General features: G+C 69.2%; 16 protein-coding genes. 9 read left to right on the top strand and 7 right to left on the bottom strand.

Features of this window, described 5'->3' with window-relative positions; genetic code table 11:
• Window positions 1–70: 70 nt before the first annotated feature.
• From ASF68_RS16175 to ASF68_RS16150, 6 genes are all read left to right on the top strand, one after another.
• Window positions 71–943 carry a carbohydrate ABC transporter permease gene (locus ASF68_RS16175; RefSeq protein ID WP_162239368.1) on the top strand — a complete coding sequence of 291 codons (873 nt, stop codon included), beginning with the start codon at window positions 71–73 and terminating at the stop codon, window positions 941–943.
• Window positions 940–1,773, top strand: a complete 834-nt coding sequence (locus ASF68_RS16170; RefSeq protein WP_056013586.1) for a carbohydrate ABC transporter permease — start codon at window positions 940–942, stop codon at window positions 1,771–1,773. Before ASF68_RS16175 ends, ASF68_RS16170 begins: the two co-directional genes overlap by 4 nt.
• Entirely contained in the window at window positions 1,770–2,825 is a 1,056-nt protein-coding gene (locus ASF68_RS16165; RefSeq protein WP_056013583.1) for an alcohol dehydrogenase catalytic domain-containing protein, read from the top strand. The genes ASF68_RS16170 and ASF68_RS16165 overlap by 4 nt, the downstream gene beginning before the upstream one ends.
• Entirely contained in the window at window positions 2,822–4,522 is a 1,701-nt protein-coding gene (locus ASF68_RS16160) for a ribulokinase (protein ID WP_056013581.1), read from the top strand. The genes ASF68_RS16165 and ASF68_RS16160 overlap by 4 nt, the downstream gene beginning before the upstream one ends.
• A complete protein-coding gene (locus ASF68_RS16155; RefSeq protein ID WP_056013578.1) occupies window positions 4,522–5,757 on the top strand; it encodes an ROK family transcriptional regulator in 1,236 nt (411 codons plus the stop codon). The genes ASF68_RS16160 and ASF68_RS16155 overlap by 1 nt, the downstream gene beginning before the upstream one ends.
• A 64-nt stretch (window positions 5,758–5,821) precedes the next feature.
• The gene (locus ASF68_RS16150) at window positions 5,822–6,574 is read left to right on the top strand and encodes an SDR family oxidoreductase (protein ID WP_056013576.1); all 753 of its coding nucleotides are present in this window, start codon (window positions 5,822–5,824) and stop codon (window positions 6,572–6,574) included.
• Between the two features lie 26 nt (window positions 6,575–6,600).
• Here the strand turns inward: ASF68_RS16150 and tkt are convergent, their stop codons facing one another.
• Window positions 6,601–8,628, bottom strand: a complete 2,028-nt coding sequence (gene tkt, locus ASF68_RS16145; protein WP_056013572.1) for a transketolase — start codon at window positions 8,626–8,628, stop codon at window positions 6,601–6,603.
• 125 nt (window positions 8,629–8,753) lie between these two features.
• Between tkt and ASF68_RS16140 the strand changes: the two genes are divergently transcribed.
• Window positions 8,754–9,473: a GntR family transcriptional regulator gene (locus ASF68_RS16140; RefSeq protein WP_056013570.1), complete on the top strand. Its 720-nt coding sequence runs from the start codon at window positions 8,754–8,756 to the stop codon at window positions 9,471–9,473.
• A gap of 19 nt (window positions 9,474–9,492) precedes the next feature.
• Here the strand turns inward: ASF68_RS16140 and ASF68_RS16135 are convergent, their stop codons facing one another.
• The 6 genes from ASF68_RS16135 to ASF68_RS16110 form a co-directional block, all read right to left on the bottom strand.
• A complete protein-coding gene (locus ASF68_RS16135; protein WP_056013568.1) occupies window positions 9,493–10,245 on the bottom strand; it encodes an SDR family oxidoreductase in 753 nt (250 codons plus the stop codon).
• 27 nt (window positions 10,246–10,272) lie between these two features.
• Complete coding sequence (locus tag ASF68_RS16130) at window positions 10,273–10,950, bottom strand: hypothetical protein (protein ID WP_157580553.1); 678 nt, start codon at window positions 10,948–10,950, stop codon at window positions 10,273–10,275.
• Between the two features lie 175 nt (window positions 10,951–11,125).
• Entirely contained in the window at window positions 11,126–12,400 is a 1,275-nt protein-coding gene (locus ASF68_RS16125) for a GNAT family N-acetyltransferase (protein WP_056013566.1), read from the bottom strand.
• Window positions 12,401–12,490: 90 nt separating this feature from the next.
• Window positions 12,491–12,841 (bottom strand): cupin domain-containing protein, encoded by a 351-nt coding sequence (locus ASF68_RS16120; RefSeq protein ID WP_082498750.1) that lies wholly within the window; start codon window positions 12,839–12,841, stop codon window positions 12,491–12,493.
• Between the two features lie 54 nt (window positions 12,842–12,895).
• Entirely contained in the window at window positions 12,896–13,348 is a 453-nt protein-coding gene (locus tag ASF68_RS16115; protein WP_056013555.1) for an Lrp/AsnC family transcriptional regulator, read from the bottom strand.
• A gap of 193 nt (window positions 13,349–13,541) precedes the next feature.
• Complete coding sequence (locus ASF68_RS16110; RefSeq protein ID WP_056013552.1) at window positions 13,542–14,999, bottom strand: aldehyde dehydrogenase; 1,458 nt, start codon at window positions 14,997–14,999, stop codon at window positions 13,542–13,544.
• A 242-nt stretch (window positions 15,000–15,241) separates the two neighbouring features.
• Between ASF68_RS16110 and ASF68_RS16105 the strand changes: the two genes are divergently transcribed.
• Complete coding sequence (locus ASF68_RS16105) at window positions 15,242–16,711, top strand: APC family permease (RefSeq protein WP_082498749.1); 1,470 nt, start codon at window positions 15,242–15,244, stop codon at window positions 16,709–16,711.
• Between the two features lie 62 nt (window positions 16,712–16,773).
• Entirely contained in the window at window positions 16,774–18,207 is a 1,434-nt protein-coding gene (locus tag ASF68_RS16100; RefSeq protein WP_056013549.1) for an FAD-binding oxidoreductase, read from the top strand.
• The last annotated feature ends 195 nt before the right edge of the window (window positions 18,208–18,402 follow it).

Raw genomic sequence — 18,402 nt, 5'->3', positions numbered from 1 at the left:
GCGGACGGGCGCGGCTCACGAGCCGGCCCGTCCGCCCGACGCTGTCCCCCACCTCCCGAAGAGAATGGCCATGACTCCCGTCCGCAATCGCGTGAACCTGCTTCAGGTTCCCGGCTTGATCGTCGTCCTCGTCGTGACCCAGGTCCCCTTCCTGGTCACGATCATCCTGTCGTTCGTCAGCTGGAACATCCGCCGCCCCGACCTGCCCGTGACCTTCACCGGCATCGACAACTTCCTCTACCTGTTCCAGGACGGCGACTTCTACGTCGTCCTGCGGAACACCCTCCTCATCACGGGTGCCTCGCTCGTCATCTCACTGTTCCTCGCGTTCGTGCTGGCTCTCGCCTTCAATCGGCGGTTCCCCGGCGTGGCCATCGCGCGATCGCTGCTGATCATCCCGTACTTCGTGATGGAGCCGGTCATCGGCATCGTGTGGAAGACGCTCATCCTGAGCCCGTCCTTCGGCATCAACGACGTCGTCTCGCGAGCACTCGGTGGCCAAGCCGTGTCCTTCTTCAGTGCCGACACAGCACTGCCGACGATCATCATGCTGTGCGTCTGGCAGTGGACGCCGTTCCTCTTCCTCATCCTGCTGTCCGGGCTCCAGAGCCTCCCCGAGGACGTCCTCGAGGCCGCGCACGTCGACGGCGCCGGATTCCTCCGGCAGATCTGGTACTTCAAGATCCCGCTCATGAAGCCGTTCTTCAAGGTCGCCGCCACCTTCGGCCTCATCAACCTGATGAAGGTCTTCGGCATCATCTTCGTCACCACGCAGGGCGGCCCAGGTGTCGCCTCGGCGAATCTGCCGTACTACGTGTACCGGACCGCCTTCTACGACTGGCAGGTCGGGCGTTCCGCCGCCATCTCCGTGGTGATGGTCGTCCTCACCCTCATCATCATCAATGTCTTCTTCCGGACGCAGAAGGATGTGACCGAGCGATGAACCGCGCACGCAAAGCCCAACTGAGGAAGCTCACCGGAGCGCTGGCGGCCGTGGCGCTGTTCGCCGTCGCCATCGTGTACTCCTTCCCGATCCTCTACATGGTGTACTCCTCCTTCAAGTCGGAGCAGGACATCGCCCCACCGTCGTGGACCTTCGCCCCGACGCTTGAGAACTACCAGGCGGTCATCACCCCCGACCTCGTTCACCACCTCGTGAACTCCATCGTGATCACCGTGATCACGGTCATCCTCACCCTCATCCTCGGCGTGCCGATCGCGTACACGATCGTGTTCGGGCGGCTGAAGCGACCGACGGTGCACTTCAACTGGTACATCACGACGACGCTGCTCCCAGCGGTCGCGGTCATCATCCCGATCTACCTCATCGTCAACTGGCTCGGGCTCCTGGACTCGCCACTCGTCCTCGTGCTCCTGTACACCTCGATCGGCATCCCGCTCATGGTGTGGATGTGCACGACGTACATGACCGACATCCCCGTCTCGATCCTCGAGGCCGCACAGATCGACGGCGCGACGCGGTGGCAGTCCTTCATCAGCGTGATGCTGCCGATCATCCGCGGCGGACTCATCTCAACCGCGCTGCTCGTCTTCGTGCTCACCTGGAACGAGTTCCTCCTGGCCGTGTCGTTCACCTTCACCGAGTCCGGCACGCTGCCCGTGTACATGAACCGGTTCATGACGCAGCAGGGTCTCTTCTGGGGCAAGATGTCGGCCGTCGCGACGATCGCGGTCATCGTGCCGATCATCCTCGGCTTCGTGGCTCAGAAGAGTCTGATTAAGGGGCTCCTGAGCGGAGCCGTGAAGGAATGAGCACCACCATGCGCGCAGCGGTCCTGACCGAACCCGGTGTCCTCGAACTGCAGGAGCGACCGATGCCCGAGATCGCGCCGGACGAGGCGCTCGTCCGGGTGGCCTACGTCGGCATCTGCGGTTCGGACATGGCCCTGTTCCAGAACGGCTACATCGGCGAGAGCGTCGTGACCGAGCCGATGGTGCTGGGTCACGAGGCTTCGGGGGTCGTCGTCGCGGTGGGGTCCGCCGTGACCGACCTCACGCCCGGCACCAGGGTCGCGCTCGAACCGGGTGTCCCGTGCGGGGAGTGCGAGTTCTGCCGAGGTGGACGCTACAACCTGTGCCCGGACGTGTACTTCTGGGCTTCGCTGCCGGTGGTGGAGGGCACGTTCCAGGAGTACGTGCGTCATCGCGCGAGCTTCTGCCACCCGTTGCCCGACTCGGTGGGCCTGCTCGACGGCGCGCTCATCGAGCCGCTCTCCGTCGCCTTCCACGCCGTCGACCGCTCCGACGTCGGCCTGGGGGCGAGCGCGGTGATCCTCGGCGCCGGGTGCATCGGACTCCTCACCCTCCTCACGCTCCGCGCGGCGGGCGTGCGGGACGTCGTCGTCGTCGACGTCATGGAGAACCGGCTGGAGCTCGCCCGCAGTCTCGGGGCCGAGGTCCTCAACGCGGAGACGACCCCCGATCTGTTCGCCGCGCTCACCGCCAGGTTCGGCTTCGGACCGGATGCCGTCTTCGAGACCGCCGGCAACCGCGTCACGATGGACCAGTCCATCCGGATCGCGAAGCGCGGCGGCTCGGTCACCTTCGTCGGCTACACGAAGGACGGCCGCGCCGACCTCAACGTGAACCTGCTCATCGACAAGGAGCTGACGCTCACGACCGTCTTCCGGTACCGCAACACCTACCCGAAGGCGATCGCCGCCGTGGCAGCAGGGACCATCAAGCTCCAGGACGTCGTCTCCGCCGTCTATGGGCTCGACGACGTCCAGCAGGGCATGGACCACGCGGTGCACCACAAGGCCGAGGTCACCAAGTGCGTGATCCGAATCGATCCGACGGCATGAGCGGCCAACGCCCGATACTCGTCGCCGGGGTCGACTACGGAAGCGACTCGGTCCGTGTGGCGGTGGTCGACGCCGCCTCCGGCGAGGGCGTGCTGACGGTCAGCAGGAGCTACCCCCGCTGGGCGACCGGCGCCTACTGTGATCCGCTCGAACACCGCTTCCGTCAACACCCCCTCGACCACCTCGAGACACTCGAGGCCTGCTTCGAAGAGATAGCCGATCGCCTCGGCGACGAGGCCGTGGCGGCGATCGCGATCGACGCCACGGGCTCCACGCCGGCACCCGTCGACCGGAACGGCGTCCCGCTGGCGCTCCACCCGGAGTTCGCCGACGACCCCGACGCGATGTTCTGGCTCTGGAAGGACCGCACCTCCGCGACGGAGGCCGAGGAGGTCGACCGCGCGCTCCGCGAGGCGGAGCCCGACCACACCTCGTATCAGGGCGTCTACAGCTCGGAGTGGTGGTGGGCGAAGATGCTCCGCGCCGTCCGCACCAACGGTCGCATCCTCGAACACGCCCACTCCTGGGTGGAGCACGCCGACTGGTTGCCGAACCTCCTCACCGGGGCCGACGTCGTGGAGCGCTTCGCCCGCAACGCCTGCTCGGCCGGACACAAGGCGCTCTACAACACCCGGCTCGGCGGCATGGTCCCGCGTGCGGTCCTGGTGGCCGTCCACCCGCACCTGGCCGCCGTCGCCGACACCTTCGCCACGCCGCCCCTGCCGGCAGGCACCAGGGTCGGCACCCTGAGCGAGGAGTGGGCCGCGCGCCTGCGACTCTCGACCTCGACGGTCGTCGGTATGGGCTCACTCGACGCCCACGCCGGCGGGGTCGGCGCCGGCATCGACGACCGCAGCATGGTCACCGTCATGGGCACCTCCACCGTCGACCTCTTCCTCACCGACGACGAAACCATCAGCGGTCGTGACCTCCGCCGGCTCTGCGGGATCGCGGAGGACTCGATCATCCCCGGCCGGCTCGGCGGCGAGACCAGCCAGGCGGCCTTCGGTGATCTGTTCGCCTGGTACGCCCGCGTCCTCCTGTGGCCGATCCGCGCCGTGCTCGCACCTGAGCTGCGCGCCGTGCTGCCAGAGGACCAGGTCGCGGAGATCATGGAGCGCACCGCGGACCGGCTCCTCGGCGAACTCGAGCAGCATCTCGTCGAGCGTCAGCCGACCACGATCGTCGCGCACGACTGGATCAACGGGCGGCGATACCCCGATGTCGACGAGGACGCGAGCGCCGCCCTCCTCGGTCTCCGGATCGGCCACGACGCCGTCGACGTGTACCGCGCCCTCGTGGAGGCAGCCGTCCTCGGGACGAAGGCGATCGTCGACGGACTCGCCGCCAACGGTCTCCGCTTCGAACGCGTCATCCTCGTCGGCGGTATCGCCCGGAAGTCCCCGTTCATCTGCCAGAGCATGGCGGACGCCCTGGGCGTCGACGTACTCGTGAGCGAGGAGCGCGAGGCGAGCGCGACGGGCGCAGCCATGTATGCTGCCACGGCCGCCGGCTGCTTCGAGGCCCTCCCGGCTGCGCAGCAGGCGCTCGGTCGCGGCTTCGTCGCGCGCTATGCACCCATGCCGGCCGGCGTCGCCCACTTCGACACCGCATTCTCGCGCTATCGGGCCGCCGGTAGAATCCTCGCAGGTGGGATCGACCCGGTCGATGCCGCCGAGATCGTGAAAGGACGCTGATGGGTGGTCCGCAACGTGTGAACCCCGATGAAGTCCTCGGACTCATCCTCCAGGGGGCACCCATCTCCCGCTCCGACCTGGCCAGGGAGGCCGGGCTCAGCCGCGCCGCCGTCACGCTGCTCGTGCAGGACCTCATCGGTCTCGGCATCGTCGAGGACAACATCCCGACGTTCTCGGCCGGCGGTCGACGCGCCACCGGCATCCGACTCGACCTCGCCGAGTACTTCATGGTGGCGGTCCGCATCAACCGGTACGAGCTCACCTTCCGGACCTTCGACGGCTCCGGCGTCGAGGTCGAGACCACCGAGGTCCCCATCGCCTCGGACATCAAGATCGAACCGCTCCTGGCGCTCATCGAGCAGACCCTGCGCGGCATCCTGGAACGTCGCGACGAGCGCTGCTTCCTCGGCGTCGCGATCTCCAGCCTGGGTTGGCTCTTCGAGACCGACGACGAGGTCATCCTCCATACCGACGGCTTCTCGGAGCTCGGCAAACGGGACATCCGAGCCTCGGTCCAGTCGATGTTCCCCGACGTCCCCGTGCTCCTCGAACACGACGCAAAGACCAGCGCACTGGCGGAGTACCAGGACCACGTGCGCGAGACGGGCCGGAAGCCGGCCTGCCTGCTCAACATCGTCGGCGGCATCGGGTTCGGTGGCGGCATCATCATCGACGGCAAGATCTTCCGTGGCGCGCGAGGTGTGGCCGGCGAGGTGGGCCACCTCGGCATCAACTTCAACTCCGGCATCCACACCCGCAACGTGGACACGCACGAGTTCAACGGGCTCTTCGAGGACTACGCGTCACCGCGGGCGCTCCGTCAGCATGTGACGAGTCGGCTGCTGGACTTCCCGGAATCATCGTTGACCGAGCAGTCGACACCCGAGCAGATCTTCGCCGCCTTCGACGTCGGAGACCCACTGGCCGTCTGGGCCGTCGAACGCGTCTGTCAGCTCCTCGCCTACGGCCTCGCCGGCCTGACCTTCGTCCTGGACCCGGACGTGATCGTCGTCGGCGACGCTTTCCCCGCCTCGGAGACGATCCTCGAGCGCATCCGCGGCTGCTTGGCCACCTACCTCCCCGCCGTGCGGATGGAGCACCTGGAGCTGAAGTTCTCGCAACGCGGCACCTCAGGTGTCCTCTACGGCTCATACCTCCTGCTGATCCAGTGGTACCTCACCAACGGTGAGCTCTTCGCGCGGATCCAGCAGTCCCAGGCCGCGTCCGCGTCCTGATCACTCCACCAGGGGGGTCGGCGACGCGCCGGCACCCGTTTTCCCCGTCCCCGAAGGAGACACCATGCAGACCCTCGAACCCGGCACCGTCGCCGTCGTCACCGGAGCAGCAGGCGGGATCGGCTCCGCCATCGTCGCCGCGATCGCCGCGGAGGGGGTGTCCGTGGCGTGCCTCGACCGTGCCGGGGCCGACTTCACGAACACCCTGCGGCTCTGCGCCGACGCCGGTGTCGACGCGCGCGCCATCGAAGTGGACGTCCGCGACCGGGACGCCATGAGGGCCGCCGTGGCGACCGCGGCCGAGCTCGGGCCCGTCCGGTACGCCGTGAACTGCGCCGGCATCGACCACCTGCAGCCCACCGTTGAGATGTCGACGGACGACTGGCAGCGGGTGCTCGACGTCAACCTGAGCGGCGTGCTGTTCAGCTGCCTGGCGGAGTTCGAGGCGATGCAGGAGGCCGGCGGGTCGATCGTGAACATCGCGTCCGCGAGCGGGAGCATCTACAACCGCGGTGCGGAGCCGCACATCGGGTACGCCTCGTCGAAGGCGGCCGTCGTCCACCTCTCCCGGTCGCTCGCCGTGGAGTGGGTGCCGCAGGGCATCCGGGTGAACGCCGTCAGCCCGGGGTACACGCGGACGGAGATGACCGACCTGAACCCGCCCGAGCGCAACCGCTTCCTCGCCGATCAGACGCCGATGGGTCGCATGGCGGAGGTGACCGAGATCGCCGCGCCGGTGGTCTTCCTCCTGGGCGTCGGCGCGAGCTACGTGAACGGCGTGAACCTGCCGATCGACGGCGCGCTCACCGCCTGGTAGCGGTGAGCGCGGCGGCGGCGACCGGATCAGCCGGCGCGGACCACCGAGCGGATCGCGTCGAGCACGCGGTCGACGGTCATCCCTCGCTCGCGCAGGGCGTCCTCGGCCGGCGCCGACAGTCCGAACTCGTCGATGCCGATGATGCGCCCGGACGGCCCGGCGACGTCGTGCCAGCCGAAGCTCGCTGCAGCCTCGACGACCACTCGAGCCGTGACGTGCTCGGGGAGGAGGGCGGAGCGGTAGTCGGCCGGCTGCTCTTCGAACCATTCGCGGCACGGCATCGAGACGACGCGGACGGCGAGTCCGTCCTGTTCGGCGAGGTCGGCGGCGGCGAGCGCGAGCCCGACCTCCGAGCCGGTCGCGACGACGATGACGTCCGGATCCTGCTGATCGAGCACGGCATATGCACCACGCCGGACGCCGTCGACGACGACGTCTCGGTCCGTGTCCGCGACGGGTAGCGGCTGCCGGGCCAGGACGAGACCCGCTGGGCGGCTGCGCTCGAGGATGGCGAGCCAGGCGGCGGCGGTCTCCGCCGCGTCCGCCGGCCGGACCACGTCGAAGCCCGGGATGGCGCGGAGGCTGGCGAGGTGCTCGATCGGCTGGTGCGTGGGGCCGTCGGCTCCGAGCGCGACCGAGTCGTGGCTCCACAGGTAGGTGACCGGGAGTTGCATGAGCGCGGCGAGGCGGATGGCGGGGCGTTGGTAGTCGCTGAACACGAGGAAGGTGCCGGCGAAGAACCGGGAACCGCCGAGGAGGGCGATGCCGTTCATCGCCGCGGCCATCGCGTGCTCGCGGACGCCCCAGTGGACGTTGCGTCCAGCGCGCCCCGTCCGCTCGCCCTCCTCCGGGAGGAACGACCCTCCGCCGGCGATCGCCGTGCGGTTGGGCTCGGCAAGGTCGGCCGATCCGCCCCACAGCTCCGGCAGTCGGGCGGCCAGCGCCTGGATCGTCTGCCCTGAGGCGTCGCGGGTCGCGAGCGTCTGACCTGGCTCGTAGACGGGCAGCGCGTCGACGAGGTCGTCCGGCAGCAGGCCGCTCCTGGCCCGGTCGGACTCGGCCGCGCGGTCGGGGTGCTCCTGGCGCCACCGCTCGTATCCGACCTGCCACGCGTCCTGGAGATCCGCTCCACGGTCCGACGCTCGCCGCGTGTGCGCGAGGACCTCCTCGTCGATCTCGAACGGCGCCGTCTCGACGCCGAGCACCTCGCGGAGGAGTGCGGCCTCGGTCGAGCCGAGCGGCGCGCCATGGGCGGCGGAGGTGTTCGTCGCGTTCGGAGCGGGCCAGGCGATCTGCGACTTGAGCACGACGAGCCGCGGGCGTCCCTCGGCGGCCGCTCGGTCGGAGAGCACGATGTCGAGGCGGGCGAGGTCGACGTCACCGTCGGCTGCCAGCTCGACTCGGTCCACCTGCCACCCCTGCGCGGTGAAGCGTGCGACGACGTCCTCGGAGCTCGTCAGCGAGGTGTCGCCTTCGATCTGGATGTCGTTGTCGTCGTAGACGACCACGAGGTTGTCGAGCCGGTGACGCCCGGCGAGCGCCCCCGCCTCTGCGGAGATCCCCTCCTGCAGGTCGCCGTCGGACGCGAGCACCCACACCGTGCGATCGAACACGGATGCCCCGGGTGCTGCCTCGGGGTCGAGCGAGGCGCGCTCGTGCTGCATCGCCATCGCCATACCGACAGCGGTGGCGAGCCCCTGACCGAGCGGTCCGGTCGTCGTCTCGACACCGGCCGTGTGGCCGAGCTCCGGGTGCCCGGGCGTCTTCGCACCGAGGCTCCGGAACGCCCGAAGGTCGTCGACCTCGAGTCCGTACCCGGTGAGGAAGAGCTGCGTGTAGAGCAGGATGCTGGCGTGCCCGCAGGACAGGACGAACCGGTCTCGGCCGATCCAGGACGGGTCCGCGGGGTCGTGTCGGATGTGCTGCTGGAAGAGGAGGTGTGCAACCGGGGCGAGCGCGATCGCCGTTCCCGGATGCCCCGATCCTGCCGATTCGACGGCGTCGAGGGCGAGGAGTCGGGCGGTGGTGATCGCGCGGTCGTCGAGTGAGGGCATCGGTTCTCCTGAGGTCGTGTCAGTCGAACGCTACGCAAGACATCATGACGTCATAATGAATCGAGACGAATCGCGGTCGTCGCAGTCGTCCGCGGGCGGGCCGGACGAACGGGGCATCGATGCGGATGAGCGGCAGCAAGTACCTGAGGGTCCGGGCGCTCCTTCTGGCGCGGGTCCGCCTGCTCCCCGCCGGAGCCAGACTTCCCGCCGAGCCGGAGCTCTGCGCCGAATACGGGGTGAGCCGGATCACCCTGCGGCATGCGGTCGACGGACTGATCGACGAGGGCTTCCTTGTCCGCGAGCAGGGACGTGGCACGTTCGTGACGGAGCCGCAGCACCGGATGCGCTACCGGGAGCGCTTCGCCGGTGCGGTCACCGGGTTCCACGCACAGCAGACTGCTCAGGGTTTCGTCGTGACGAGCCGGGTGGCGGAGCTGGCCGATCGCGCGGCCCGCGAACCGGCCGCCGGTCGCCTGGGTCTCACGCCAGGTGACCGGGTCGCGAGGCTGACCCGGGTGCGCTCGGTCGACGGAGCGGTGCACCATCTCGCCGTCACCGAGCTCCCGCTCGATCGGTTCCCGGGCATCCTCGACAGCGACCTGACCGACGCGTCCCTCTTCGCGACCCTCCGCGACCATCACGGCGTGGATCTCGCTCGGAACGATCTGCTCGTCTCGATCCGAGGGGCCGAGGCGGAGGTCGCCGAGTACCTGTTCGTCGAGCCGGGCGAACGCCTGCTGACCGTCGAGTCGACGGTGTTCGACGCCGACGATCGCCCCGTCGCGTCCGGAGTCTCCTGGCTCACCCCGCGGAACAGCGAGGTGGCGTTCAGCCTGCGGCCGTGAGCCGGTCTCGGGTACCCCGTCACCGAGCCTGGCGGAGCTCCTCGATCCACTGCGCGAACGTCTGCACGCCACGCTGTGCGTCGGGGCCCGCGAGGGTGGTGCCGTCGCGCATCGCCTTGCCGAAGCCGCCCGGCAGCGGGATCTCGATGACCGGGCCGCGAACGCCCTCGGCCGCCGCGTACGCCTTGACCATCGCGGACATGCGGAGCGCTTCCGGGCCGGCGAGGTCGGCCGGACGGCCCTGCGGCTCCCCCTCGGCCAGCTCCACCAGGCGCTCGGCGACCTCGTGCGCGGCGACCGGCTGCGAGGTCATCGTCGGCACCATGGTGACCGGGCCGAACCGGAACCGCTCGACCATCTGTTGCGCGAACTCGTGGAACTGCGTGGCCCGAAGGATCGTCCATGGGATCCGCCCCGTGCTCACCAGCTCCTCCTGCACAGCCTTGCCGGCGTAGTAACCGAACGGAGCGCGATCGCTCCCGACGATCGACAGCGCGACGTGATGCGGCACACCGGCCGCGCCTTCGGCATCGAGCAGGGTGCGGGTGACCCCACCGAAGAACGCGCTGGACTTCGCAGCGGACTGGGTGGCCGTCGACGTCACGTCGATGACGACGTCAGCCGCCTCCAGCTGGTGGGCGAGCCCCACGCCGGACACGAGATCGACGCCCGTCGCACGAGACAGGCTGACCACCCGATGTCCGCGCTCCTCGGCCACAGCCACGACGTGCCGCCCGACCATCCCGTTGCCCCCGGCGACGACGATCTTCATCCGACTCTCCCCTGTACTCGACGGATGTCACTCTATCGGCGGGAGGAAACAGCCGTTCTCGACCGTGATCCGCAGTCGGTCCCCGCCCTCCCCCGCCTCACGCTCCACGATGATGGCGTCGTCCTGCACCTGTGTCGACAACCGCATCTGCCCCGACGGCGGTTCGCGCAGCTCCGCCCTGAATTCGTCGGAGCTGTCCGAGAGGGCGAGCGGCGGGGCATACCTGTCGACGATGTCCTGGAACACGGCACGACTCGTGCCGACCGGCAGCTCGATCACGGCACTCATGCGCGCGAGCTTCGTCGGACGTCCGGAGGGCGACAGGCTCGTGCAGGGCGCCTCGGACGCCTCGGGCGTGAACGCGAACGGCACACCACCGGTCGCGAGCTGGGCGACGCGCCCCAGGGCCATGCCGGCCGACTGGAACGCCGCGTCCCTCGTGGGGAGCTGGTCATCGTATCGGGGCTCCCGCGGATCGGCCTGCAGGCCCGGCGTGCCGGAGGTGGGCGGGGCGCTGGTCGGCAGCTGGCGGACCGTTCCCACCCATCCGGCACAGGAGACGAACAGGAACACCATCACTCCGAGCTGCACCACCACGGCAGCGACGATCGCGATGACCGGACGGCGCCCGAGCCGGGCCCGTCCGCCCGCTATCGGCGGTCCGCCCGGGCCGTCGTTCGTCGTCTCGTCGGGGGTCATATCCACGCGTCGCTCCTGTCGCCGGCTACGCACCTCGACGAAGCCCGTCGTGATGCTGCAGGCGACGGTAGTGACGGTGGTCGATCCGGGCTGCCGACACCCGTCGGTCACACCATCCAGCCGGACCTCAGGCGGCCTGTGGAGCAGGCTCGAGGTCGACGGACCAGAGCGCCCGAAACTCCTAGAAGTGCGTCCGCAGGAAGGGCGCCTGTTCGGTCACGAAGGCGAGATCCAGTGCGCCCACGGCGTCCGCCGAGCCGGTGATGAGCCCAGCTTCGGCGAGCGCCGACACCCGTGGGCCTCCGAGGAGGACAGCGGAGAGCTCGTTGATCGTGAGTCGCACGGCGTCGGTGTCGGTGTCGGTGTCCGATTCCGGGACGTCGCCGAGGCGCTCGGCGACCGCAGCCCCGCGCTCGTCGATGCGGAGCACGAAGCGGCCCTCCGCGAAGCCGAGCGCGTCGCTGACGTCGAGCACGTGCTCGCGCGGCGTCGATGGTCCCGGCACGGTGAAGCGCCGAGCGCCGAGGACGGTCGGCACGTCGACGATGCGGAGCCAGAGGGAGTCGGCTCGCGCGGTGGTCTTGACGGCGCGACGGTCGACCAGTCGCCACGGGATGGCCTCGTCGGCCGGCGCCTGGTGGAAGGTGACCTTCGTCGTCAGGCTGATCCCCGTGAGGTGTCGCCACAGCGCGTACCGGGCCTCGGGCGTGGTGGTGACGAGGTCGTCGACGACGATCGTCCCCCACTCCTCACCCACGCGGTACAGCGCGTAGCCCTGAGGCTCGCCGTCGGCATCGTCGTAGCGGAGCGCGAGCGTGTCGCCCTCACCGTGGCTGAAGTGCCGGATCGTCACCTCGCGCAGGGCCTGCTTCCACCAGGCGACCCCGCGGTCGATGTCACCCGCGCCACGCGAGCGCTCGAACAGCTCGGGGGCGACGATCGCGAGCGAGCGCGGGTCGAGCGTGTGCACCCGGCCGGCGGGCGGCGCACCCCGCCAGGCGACGCGCTTCGGGTCGACCTCGTGCGTGTACTCCCACGTCGACGGGGCGAAGCCGTACCGGCCGTAGATGGTGGCCTCGCTCGCGGTGAGCGCGACGACCGCGGCGCCCGTCGCCTGCGCGTGATGCAGGCGGTTCTCCATGAGCGACCGGGCGATCCCGCGACGCTCGTGGGAGGTGGAGACGGTGACCTCGGTGATCGCCAGCGCACGGACGGTGCCGCCCGGGATGGAGAACGCGGTCGGGAAGGACCCGAGCGTGGCGACGGGGACGAGTGGTTCGGCCGCGGTGTCGTCGTAGACGCCGAGGATGGAGCTGCCGACGAGGAGCTGGCGACGCTCGGCGCGCACCGCGACGTCGGTTTCAGGCTTCGAGAGGAAGCCACGGGAGGCCGCGCCCCACCAGAGATCGAGGGCAGCGTGGTCCGTGTGGTCGAGCTCGACGGTGCGCAGGTTCATGCGACCAGCCTATGGGGAGGGTTGCGCCCGTCGACAAGCTCAGGGACCAGAGGTGCAGGGAGGCAGCTCAGGGACCGGAGGGGTACAGGCTCAGGCCACGTAGACCTTGCGGAGGGTCTCGCGGACCGTCCAGGTGGTGCGGGCGCCGGCGGCGAGTCGGCCGATGGAACCGGCGCGGAGCTCGAGCGACGGGGTGCCGTCCGCGAAGTCGACGGTCGCCGCACCGGAGAGCACCACGAACACCTCGTCGACCTCCGTGTCCTGCACGACGCCGACGCCGAGCTCCCAGACGCCCACCTCGGCATCACCGACGGCCGTGAGCGACACGATCCCGCTCCGTGGCGAACCCGAGACGACGTCCTCCGGCGCGAGCGCGTTGTCGGCGAGCACCACGTCGGCACCCTGGAGGACGGCGTTGGTCGCGAGGAGGTCGTCGGTCATGAGGGGCCTTTCAGAGCGGGACGGAGACAGCGGGATGGGGAGCAGCCCGTCGGTCTACCCGACGCCCCAGCCGTAAGCGAGCTTGTGGGCTTCGAGCACGAAGAAGGTCTCGGTGGAGCGGACGCCGGGCGTCGGCTGCAGGGTGTCGAGGAGGAACGTCTTGTAGTGGTCCATGTCGCGGCACACCGCCTCGACCATCACGTCGAAACCACCGCTCGTGAGCACCACGTAACTCGTCTCCGCATGCTTCGACAGTTCCTGGCACACCCCACGCGCCATGCCGGGCTCGCAGCGGATGCCGATGAGCGCGAGGTGGTCGAAGCCGATCGACAGCGGGTTCGCGATACCGACGATCTGCAGGATGCCCGTGTCCTCGAGCCGCTGGATCCGGTAGCGGACGGAGGAGGCCGGCAACCCGGTCTCGGTGGCGATCTCGGAGAACGCCTTCCGTCCGTCCTGCTGCAGGATCGCGATCAGCCGACGGTCGATGTCGTCAAGGTCGTTCATGGGGCTCCTCCGGCAGCTGGCGGACGGTCATCGGTCAAGCGTAGCGAGGGGAACCTGACGGCCCGGGTGCGGTGTCCACCACACCCGGGCCGCGAGCCCCGGCCGACCGACCGACCCGAACGCGGGCGGTCGACCGGGGCGACGCCGACCCGACCGGCCGAGGGAGGCCGGGCGGATCGGCGGAGCCTGGCGGTCAGCGGATGTGGATCGCGCCCGTGCGGAGGTCGGTCATGTCGTGCAGCGTGTACATGCCGCCGATCCGACCCCAACCGGTGCCCTTGCCGCCCGCACCACCGAACGGCATGTTGATGTCCCACCAGCCGTTGGAGTCGTTGACGATCACCTGGCCGGTCTCGAGCTCCTCCATGAACCGGTACGCCTTCGAGAGGCTGTCGGTGAACACCGCGGACTGCAGGCCGAGCGCGTCGGCGTTGGCGATGCGCAGGATGTCGTCGTCGTCCTTCGCCGTGAGGATCGGGAGGACCGGGCCGAACGACTCCTCACGCGAGAGCAGGCTGTCCTCGGAGACGCCGTCGACGATGGTGAAGTCGTAGTAGAGGTCCGTCGGGTGGCCGGCGGCACGACCGCCGCCGAGCAGGATGTCGAAGCCGAGCGAACGCGCCTCGTCGAGGTGGCGGTCCATCTTCGCGGCGACGCCCTCGTTGTTGAGCGGGCCGAGGTTGATCCCCTCGTCGAACGGGTTGCCGAGTCGCACGTTCGCGGTGGCGTAGGCGAGGGCCGCCTCGACGAAGACGTCGTGGACGTTCTGGTGCACGATGAGCCGCTCGGTCGCGCAGCAGACCTGCCCGCCGCTGTAGAAGGCGGAGTCGACGGCGGCCTTCGCGGCGCGCTCGATGTTCGCGTCCTCGAGGACGACGATCGGGCCGTTGCCCGAACACTCCATGAGCGAACGCTTGAGGCCGGCGGTGCGGACGATCTTCGCGCCGGTCGCGGACGAGCCGATGAAGCCGATCGCGTCGATGCCGTCGTGGGAGACGAGCTCGGAGCCGAAGGCGCCGTCACCGGGGAGGACGCTCACGAGCCCGGCTGGCACACCGGCCTCCACGAGGCAGTCCATCGCGGCGAGCACGGCGAGTGGCGTGTTGCTCGGCGGCTTGACGATGCAGGCGTTGCCGGTGGCGAGGCCCGGGGCGACGAACTCACTGAACATGAGGAGCGGGAAGTTCCAGGGGGTGATGATGCCCCAGACGCCGACCGGTGCGCGCCAGGTGAACATGCGCTTGTCGATGTCGCTCGACGGCAGGGTCTCGCCATAGAGGCGGAGGGCGTCCTCGGCGTGGAGGTGGAACAGCTGTGCAGCCTCGGCGATGTCGGCGATGGACTCGGCGAGCGGCTTGCCCTGCTCGAGCGTCTGCAGGCGGGCGAGCTCCTCGACGCGGGCGTTGATCGCGTCGCCGACCCGGTGGCAGATCTCGGCACGCTTGAACACGCCGAGCTTCCGCCACTCCCGCTGCGCCTCGTGCGCCCGGCGCACCGCCTCGTCCAGTTCGGCCGTGCCGGCGACGGGGATCGACGCGACGACGTCACCGGTGACGGGGCTGATCACCTCCGTGCGCTCCGAGCTGGTTCCGTCGGTGAACTCGCCGGCGATGAAGAGCTGGGTGCGAGTGGGTGTCGGCAACGTGGTCATTCCGGACCTCCTGGTGTCGTGGCTGGCCGACGACGCCGAACAGCGTCGTGCGGATGTCGTCGGGAGAATGTGGGATCAGCCTAGAACCTTGCGATTCCTCGAACAAGCAGTATTGTTTCGTCAAAGTTACGATTACAACAACTGAAACCACCCGATCTTGTCGTAGCGACAATCTTTCGGCACATTGAGTGCATCAGCCGCGAGACAGCGACGTCTCGTCCCCCACGAATCGAGAAGAGCCCATGTCCACCGAACACGTCACCAGCACCGACGAGACCACGCACCTGCCGAAACGGATGCGCTGGTTCGACGGCTTCGCCATGGCGATGACCATGCCCGCCGCCCTCATCGCGACCCTCGGCGCCTCCATCACGGGCCTCGGCGGCTGGGGGGCTGCCGTGCTGTGGGCGATCTCCATGATCCTCGCGATGGGCGTCAACTGGATCTACACGGAGCTCGCGACCATGTTCCCGAACTCCTCCGGCGGCATCGCGCACTACGCGGCCGAAGCCTGGAAGTCGCGCGCACCCTGGGTCGCACCGATCACCGGCGTCGGCTACTGGCTCCCGTGGGGCACCAACCTCGCCACCTACGGTGCCGTCACCGGTGCGCTCATCCAGGCGCAGTGGTTCCCGAACGAGGACTGGGTCATCCAGCTCGGCCCGATCTCCATCACCTTCCCGATCCTCATCGGGCTCGGCGTCATCGGCGTCATGTACCTCATCAACGTCATCGGTGTCCGCGTCACCATGGCGTTCGTCTACATCACGGCAGGCATCCTGCTCATCCCGCTGTTCGTGTTCATCGTGTTCCCGCTGTTCAGCGCCGACTGGGCACCGCTCGACCTCACCTGGAAGCTCGAGGGCATCGAGGGCCTCCACACCGCGATCGTCTGGCTGTACATCATGGCCTGGACCACCTTCGGCATCGAGGTCTGCGCGACATTCGCCCCGGAGTACCGCGACTCGGTGAAGGACACGACGAAGGCGATCAAGGCGTCCGTCCTCTTCTGCCTCGGTGTCTTCTTCGTCATCCCGCTGACCCTCGGCGGCTACGCGGGTGAAGCGGCGATCGCCGAGAACCCGGCCACCTTCTTCGTCGCGAGCTTCGCCTCCCTCGTCGGTGGTGCCGCGGACGTCATGGTGCTCTGCCTCATCGCCTCGCTGCTGCTCATCATGACCACCTCGGTGGCCGACGCCTCCCGCGTGCTGTTCAACATGGGCAAGGAGCGGGTCACCGTCCCGTCGCTCGGTGTGCTCAACCGCCGCGGGGTGCCGTTCCGCTCGCTCAACGTGATGCTCGTCATGAACGTCGTCATCCTGGTCGTGCTGCAGAACCCGCTGGCGATCATCGTGACCGGCAACCTCGGCTACATCCTCACGCACTTCTTCGCCGTCTCCGGCTTCTTCCTGCTGCGCAAGGACCGCCCGGACGCCGTGCGCCCCATCCGTCTGCCGCGCTTCTTCGTGCCGCTGTCGGTCGTGCTCTCGGTGCTCCTCGCGATCATCCTCATCGTCGGCGCGACCGGCTTCTCCACCACCGGCTACGGCGGCTTCCTCGAGCTCGGCATCGCGCTCGGCCTCCTCGCCCTCGGCGTCGTCATCTGGCTGTTCGTCCAGCGGAGCACCAAGCGTGACGCGGCAGCCGCGGCGAGCGGATCCGGGGGCCCGAAGGCCACGGCCGAACGCACCGACCCCGCACGCACCGAGTAGGCGCACCACCAGCCCCGCAGCACCACGCACCGAGCACCGAGCACCACAAGGGACACCACACCATGAGAACCACCTACGAACTGGCCGAAGAGCTCGCCGACACCGCGCGCCTGCGGGAACAGCTGGCAGCGGCCGACCCGGAGCCGTACTGGCTCGACGACCCGAGCCGGCCGGCGCCACTCCCCCGGCTGGAAGCGGACATCGAGACGGACCTGGCGATCGTCGGTGGCGGGTACTCGGGACTGTGGACGGCCCTCCTCGCGAAGGAGCGCGACCCGGACCGCCGGGTCGTGCTCCTCGAGGGGCGGCGGATCGCGTGGGCGGCGTCCGGTCGCAACGGCGGGTTCTGCGAGCCGAGCCTCACCCACGGTTCCTCGAACGGCAAGAGCCGCCTCCCGCACGAGTTCGACCGCCTGGAGGAGCTGGGACGCGAGAACCTGCGCGAGATCGGCGAGACCATCGCGCGGTACGGCATGGACTGCGACTGGGAGGAGACGGGGCTGCTGCAGGCGGCGACCGCACCGCACCACGTCGAGTGGCTGCGCGAGAGCGCCGAGGAGCACGGCGCCCGCTTCCTCGACCGCGAGGCGATGCAGGCGGAGGTCCACTCGCCGATCTTCCAGGCAGGCCTGTTCGAGCCGACGGGCGCCGCGCTCGTCAACCCGGCGAAGCTGGCCTGGGAGCTGCGGCGGGTCTGCCTCGACCTCGGGGTGGAGATCCACGAGTACACGCACGTCCGCTCCATCGCCTCCGATGCGACGTCCGTCACCCTCACGACCACGCACGGTTCGGTCGTCGCGAAGCGCGTCGCCCTCGGCACCAACGTGTTCAAGGCGCTCATCCCGAAAGCGCGGAAGTACACGGTGCCGGTCTACGACTACGCGCTCATGACGAACCCGCTCTCACCCGAGCAGCTCGACGCTCTGGGCTGGGCGGGCCGGCAGGGCATCTCCGACCTGGACAACCGCTTCCACTACTCGCGCCTCACGACCGACGCGAACGGGTCGACCCGGATCCTCTACGGCGGCTACGACGCGGTGTACAACTACGGCGGGCGGGTGGAACCGCGGTTCGACCAGCGCGAGGAGTCCTTCCTCAAGCTCGCCGCGCACTTCGCGCACACCTACCCGCAGCTCGCCGACCTCGGGTTCTCCCACAAATGGGGCGGCGCGATCGACACCTGCGGACGGTTCTTCTCCTTCTTCGAGACCGCGCACGGCGGCAAGGTGGCACACGCCGCGGGCTTCACCGGCCTCGGCGTCGGCGCGACCCGGTACGGCGCCAACGTGATGCTCGACCTCCTCAGCGGCACCCCCACCGAGCGCACGACCATGGACTTCGTCACGAAGAAGCCGACGCCGTTCCCGCCCGACCCGCTCGCGTTCATCGGCGCCCGTATCTCCCTCTCGGAGATGGCCCGCGCCGACCGGAACCGCGGCAAGCGGGGCCTGTGGCTGCGCACGATGGACGCTGTGGGTCTGGGCTTCGACTCCTGAAGCGGCTTCCACTCCTGACAGGCGGGGCCTGGTTCGATACGGTGCAGGTGGTGCTCCGCATTCGCGTCCGACCCGCCCCGACGGCGTCGACCCGAGCCGGGCACCGCGCCAGCACCAGCAGCACCTCAGACAAAGGAGCACACCAGTGAGCGACTACGCCGTCGTCAACCCCGCGACCGGAGAGACCCTCCGCGA

Source organism: Plantibacter sp. Leaf314, from assembly GCF_001423185.1.
In the GTDB taxonomy this organism is placed as follows: domain Bacteria; phylum Actinomycetota; class Actinomycetes; order Actinomycetales; family Microbacteriaceae; genus Plantibacter.
The sequence above is the reverse complement of the archived record's forward strand: the minus strand, read 5'-3'. Positions and strand labels throughout refer to the sequence as shown.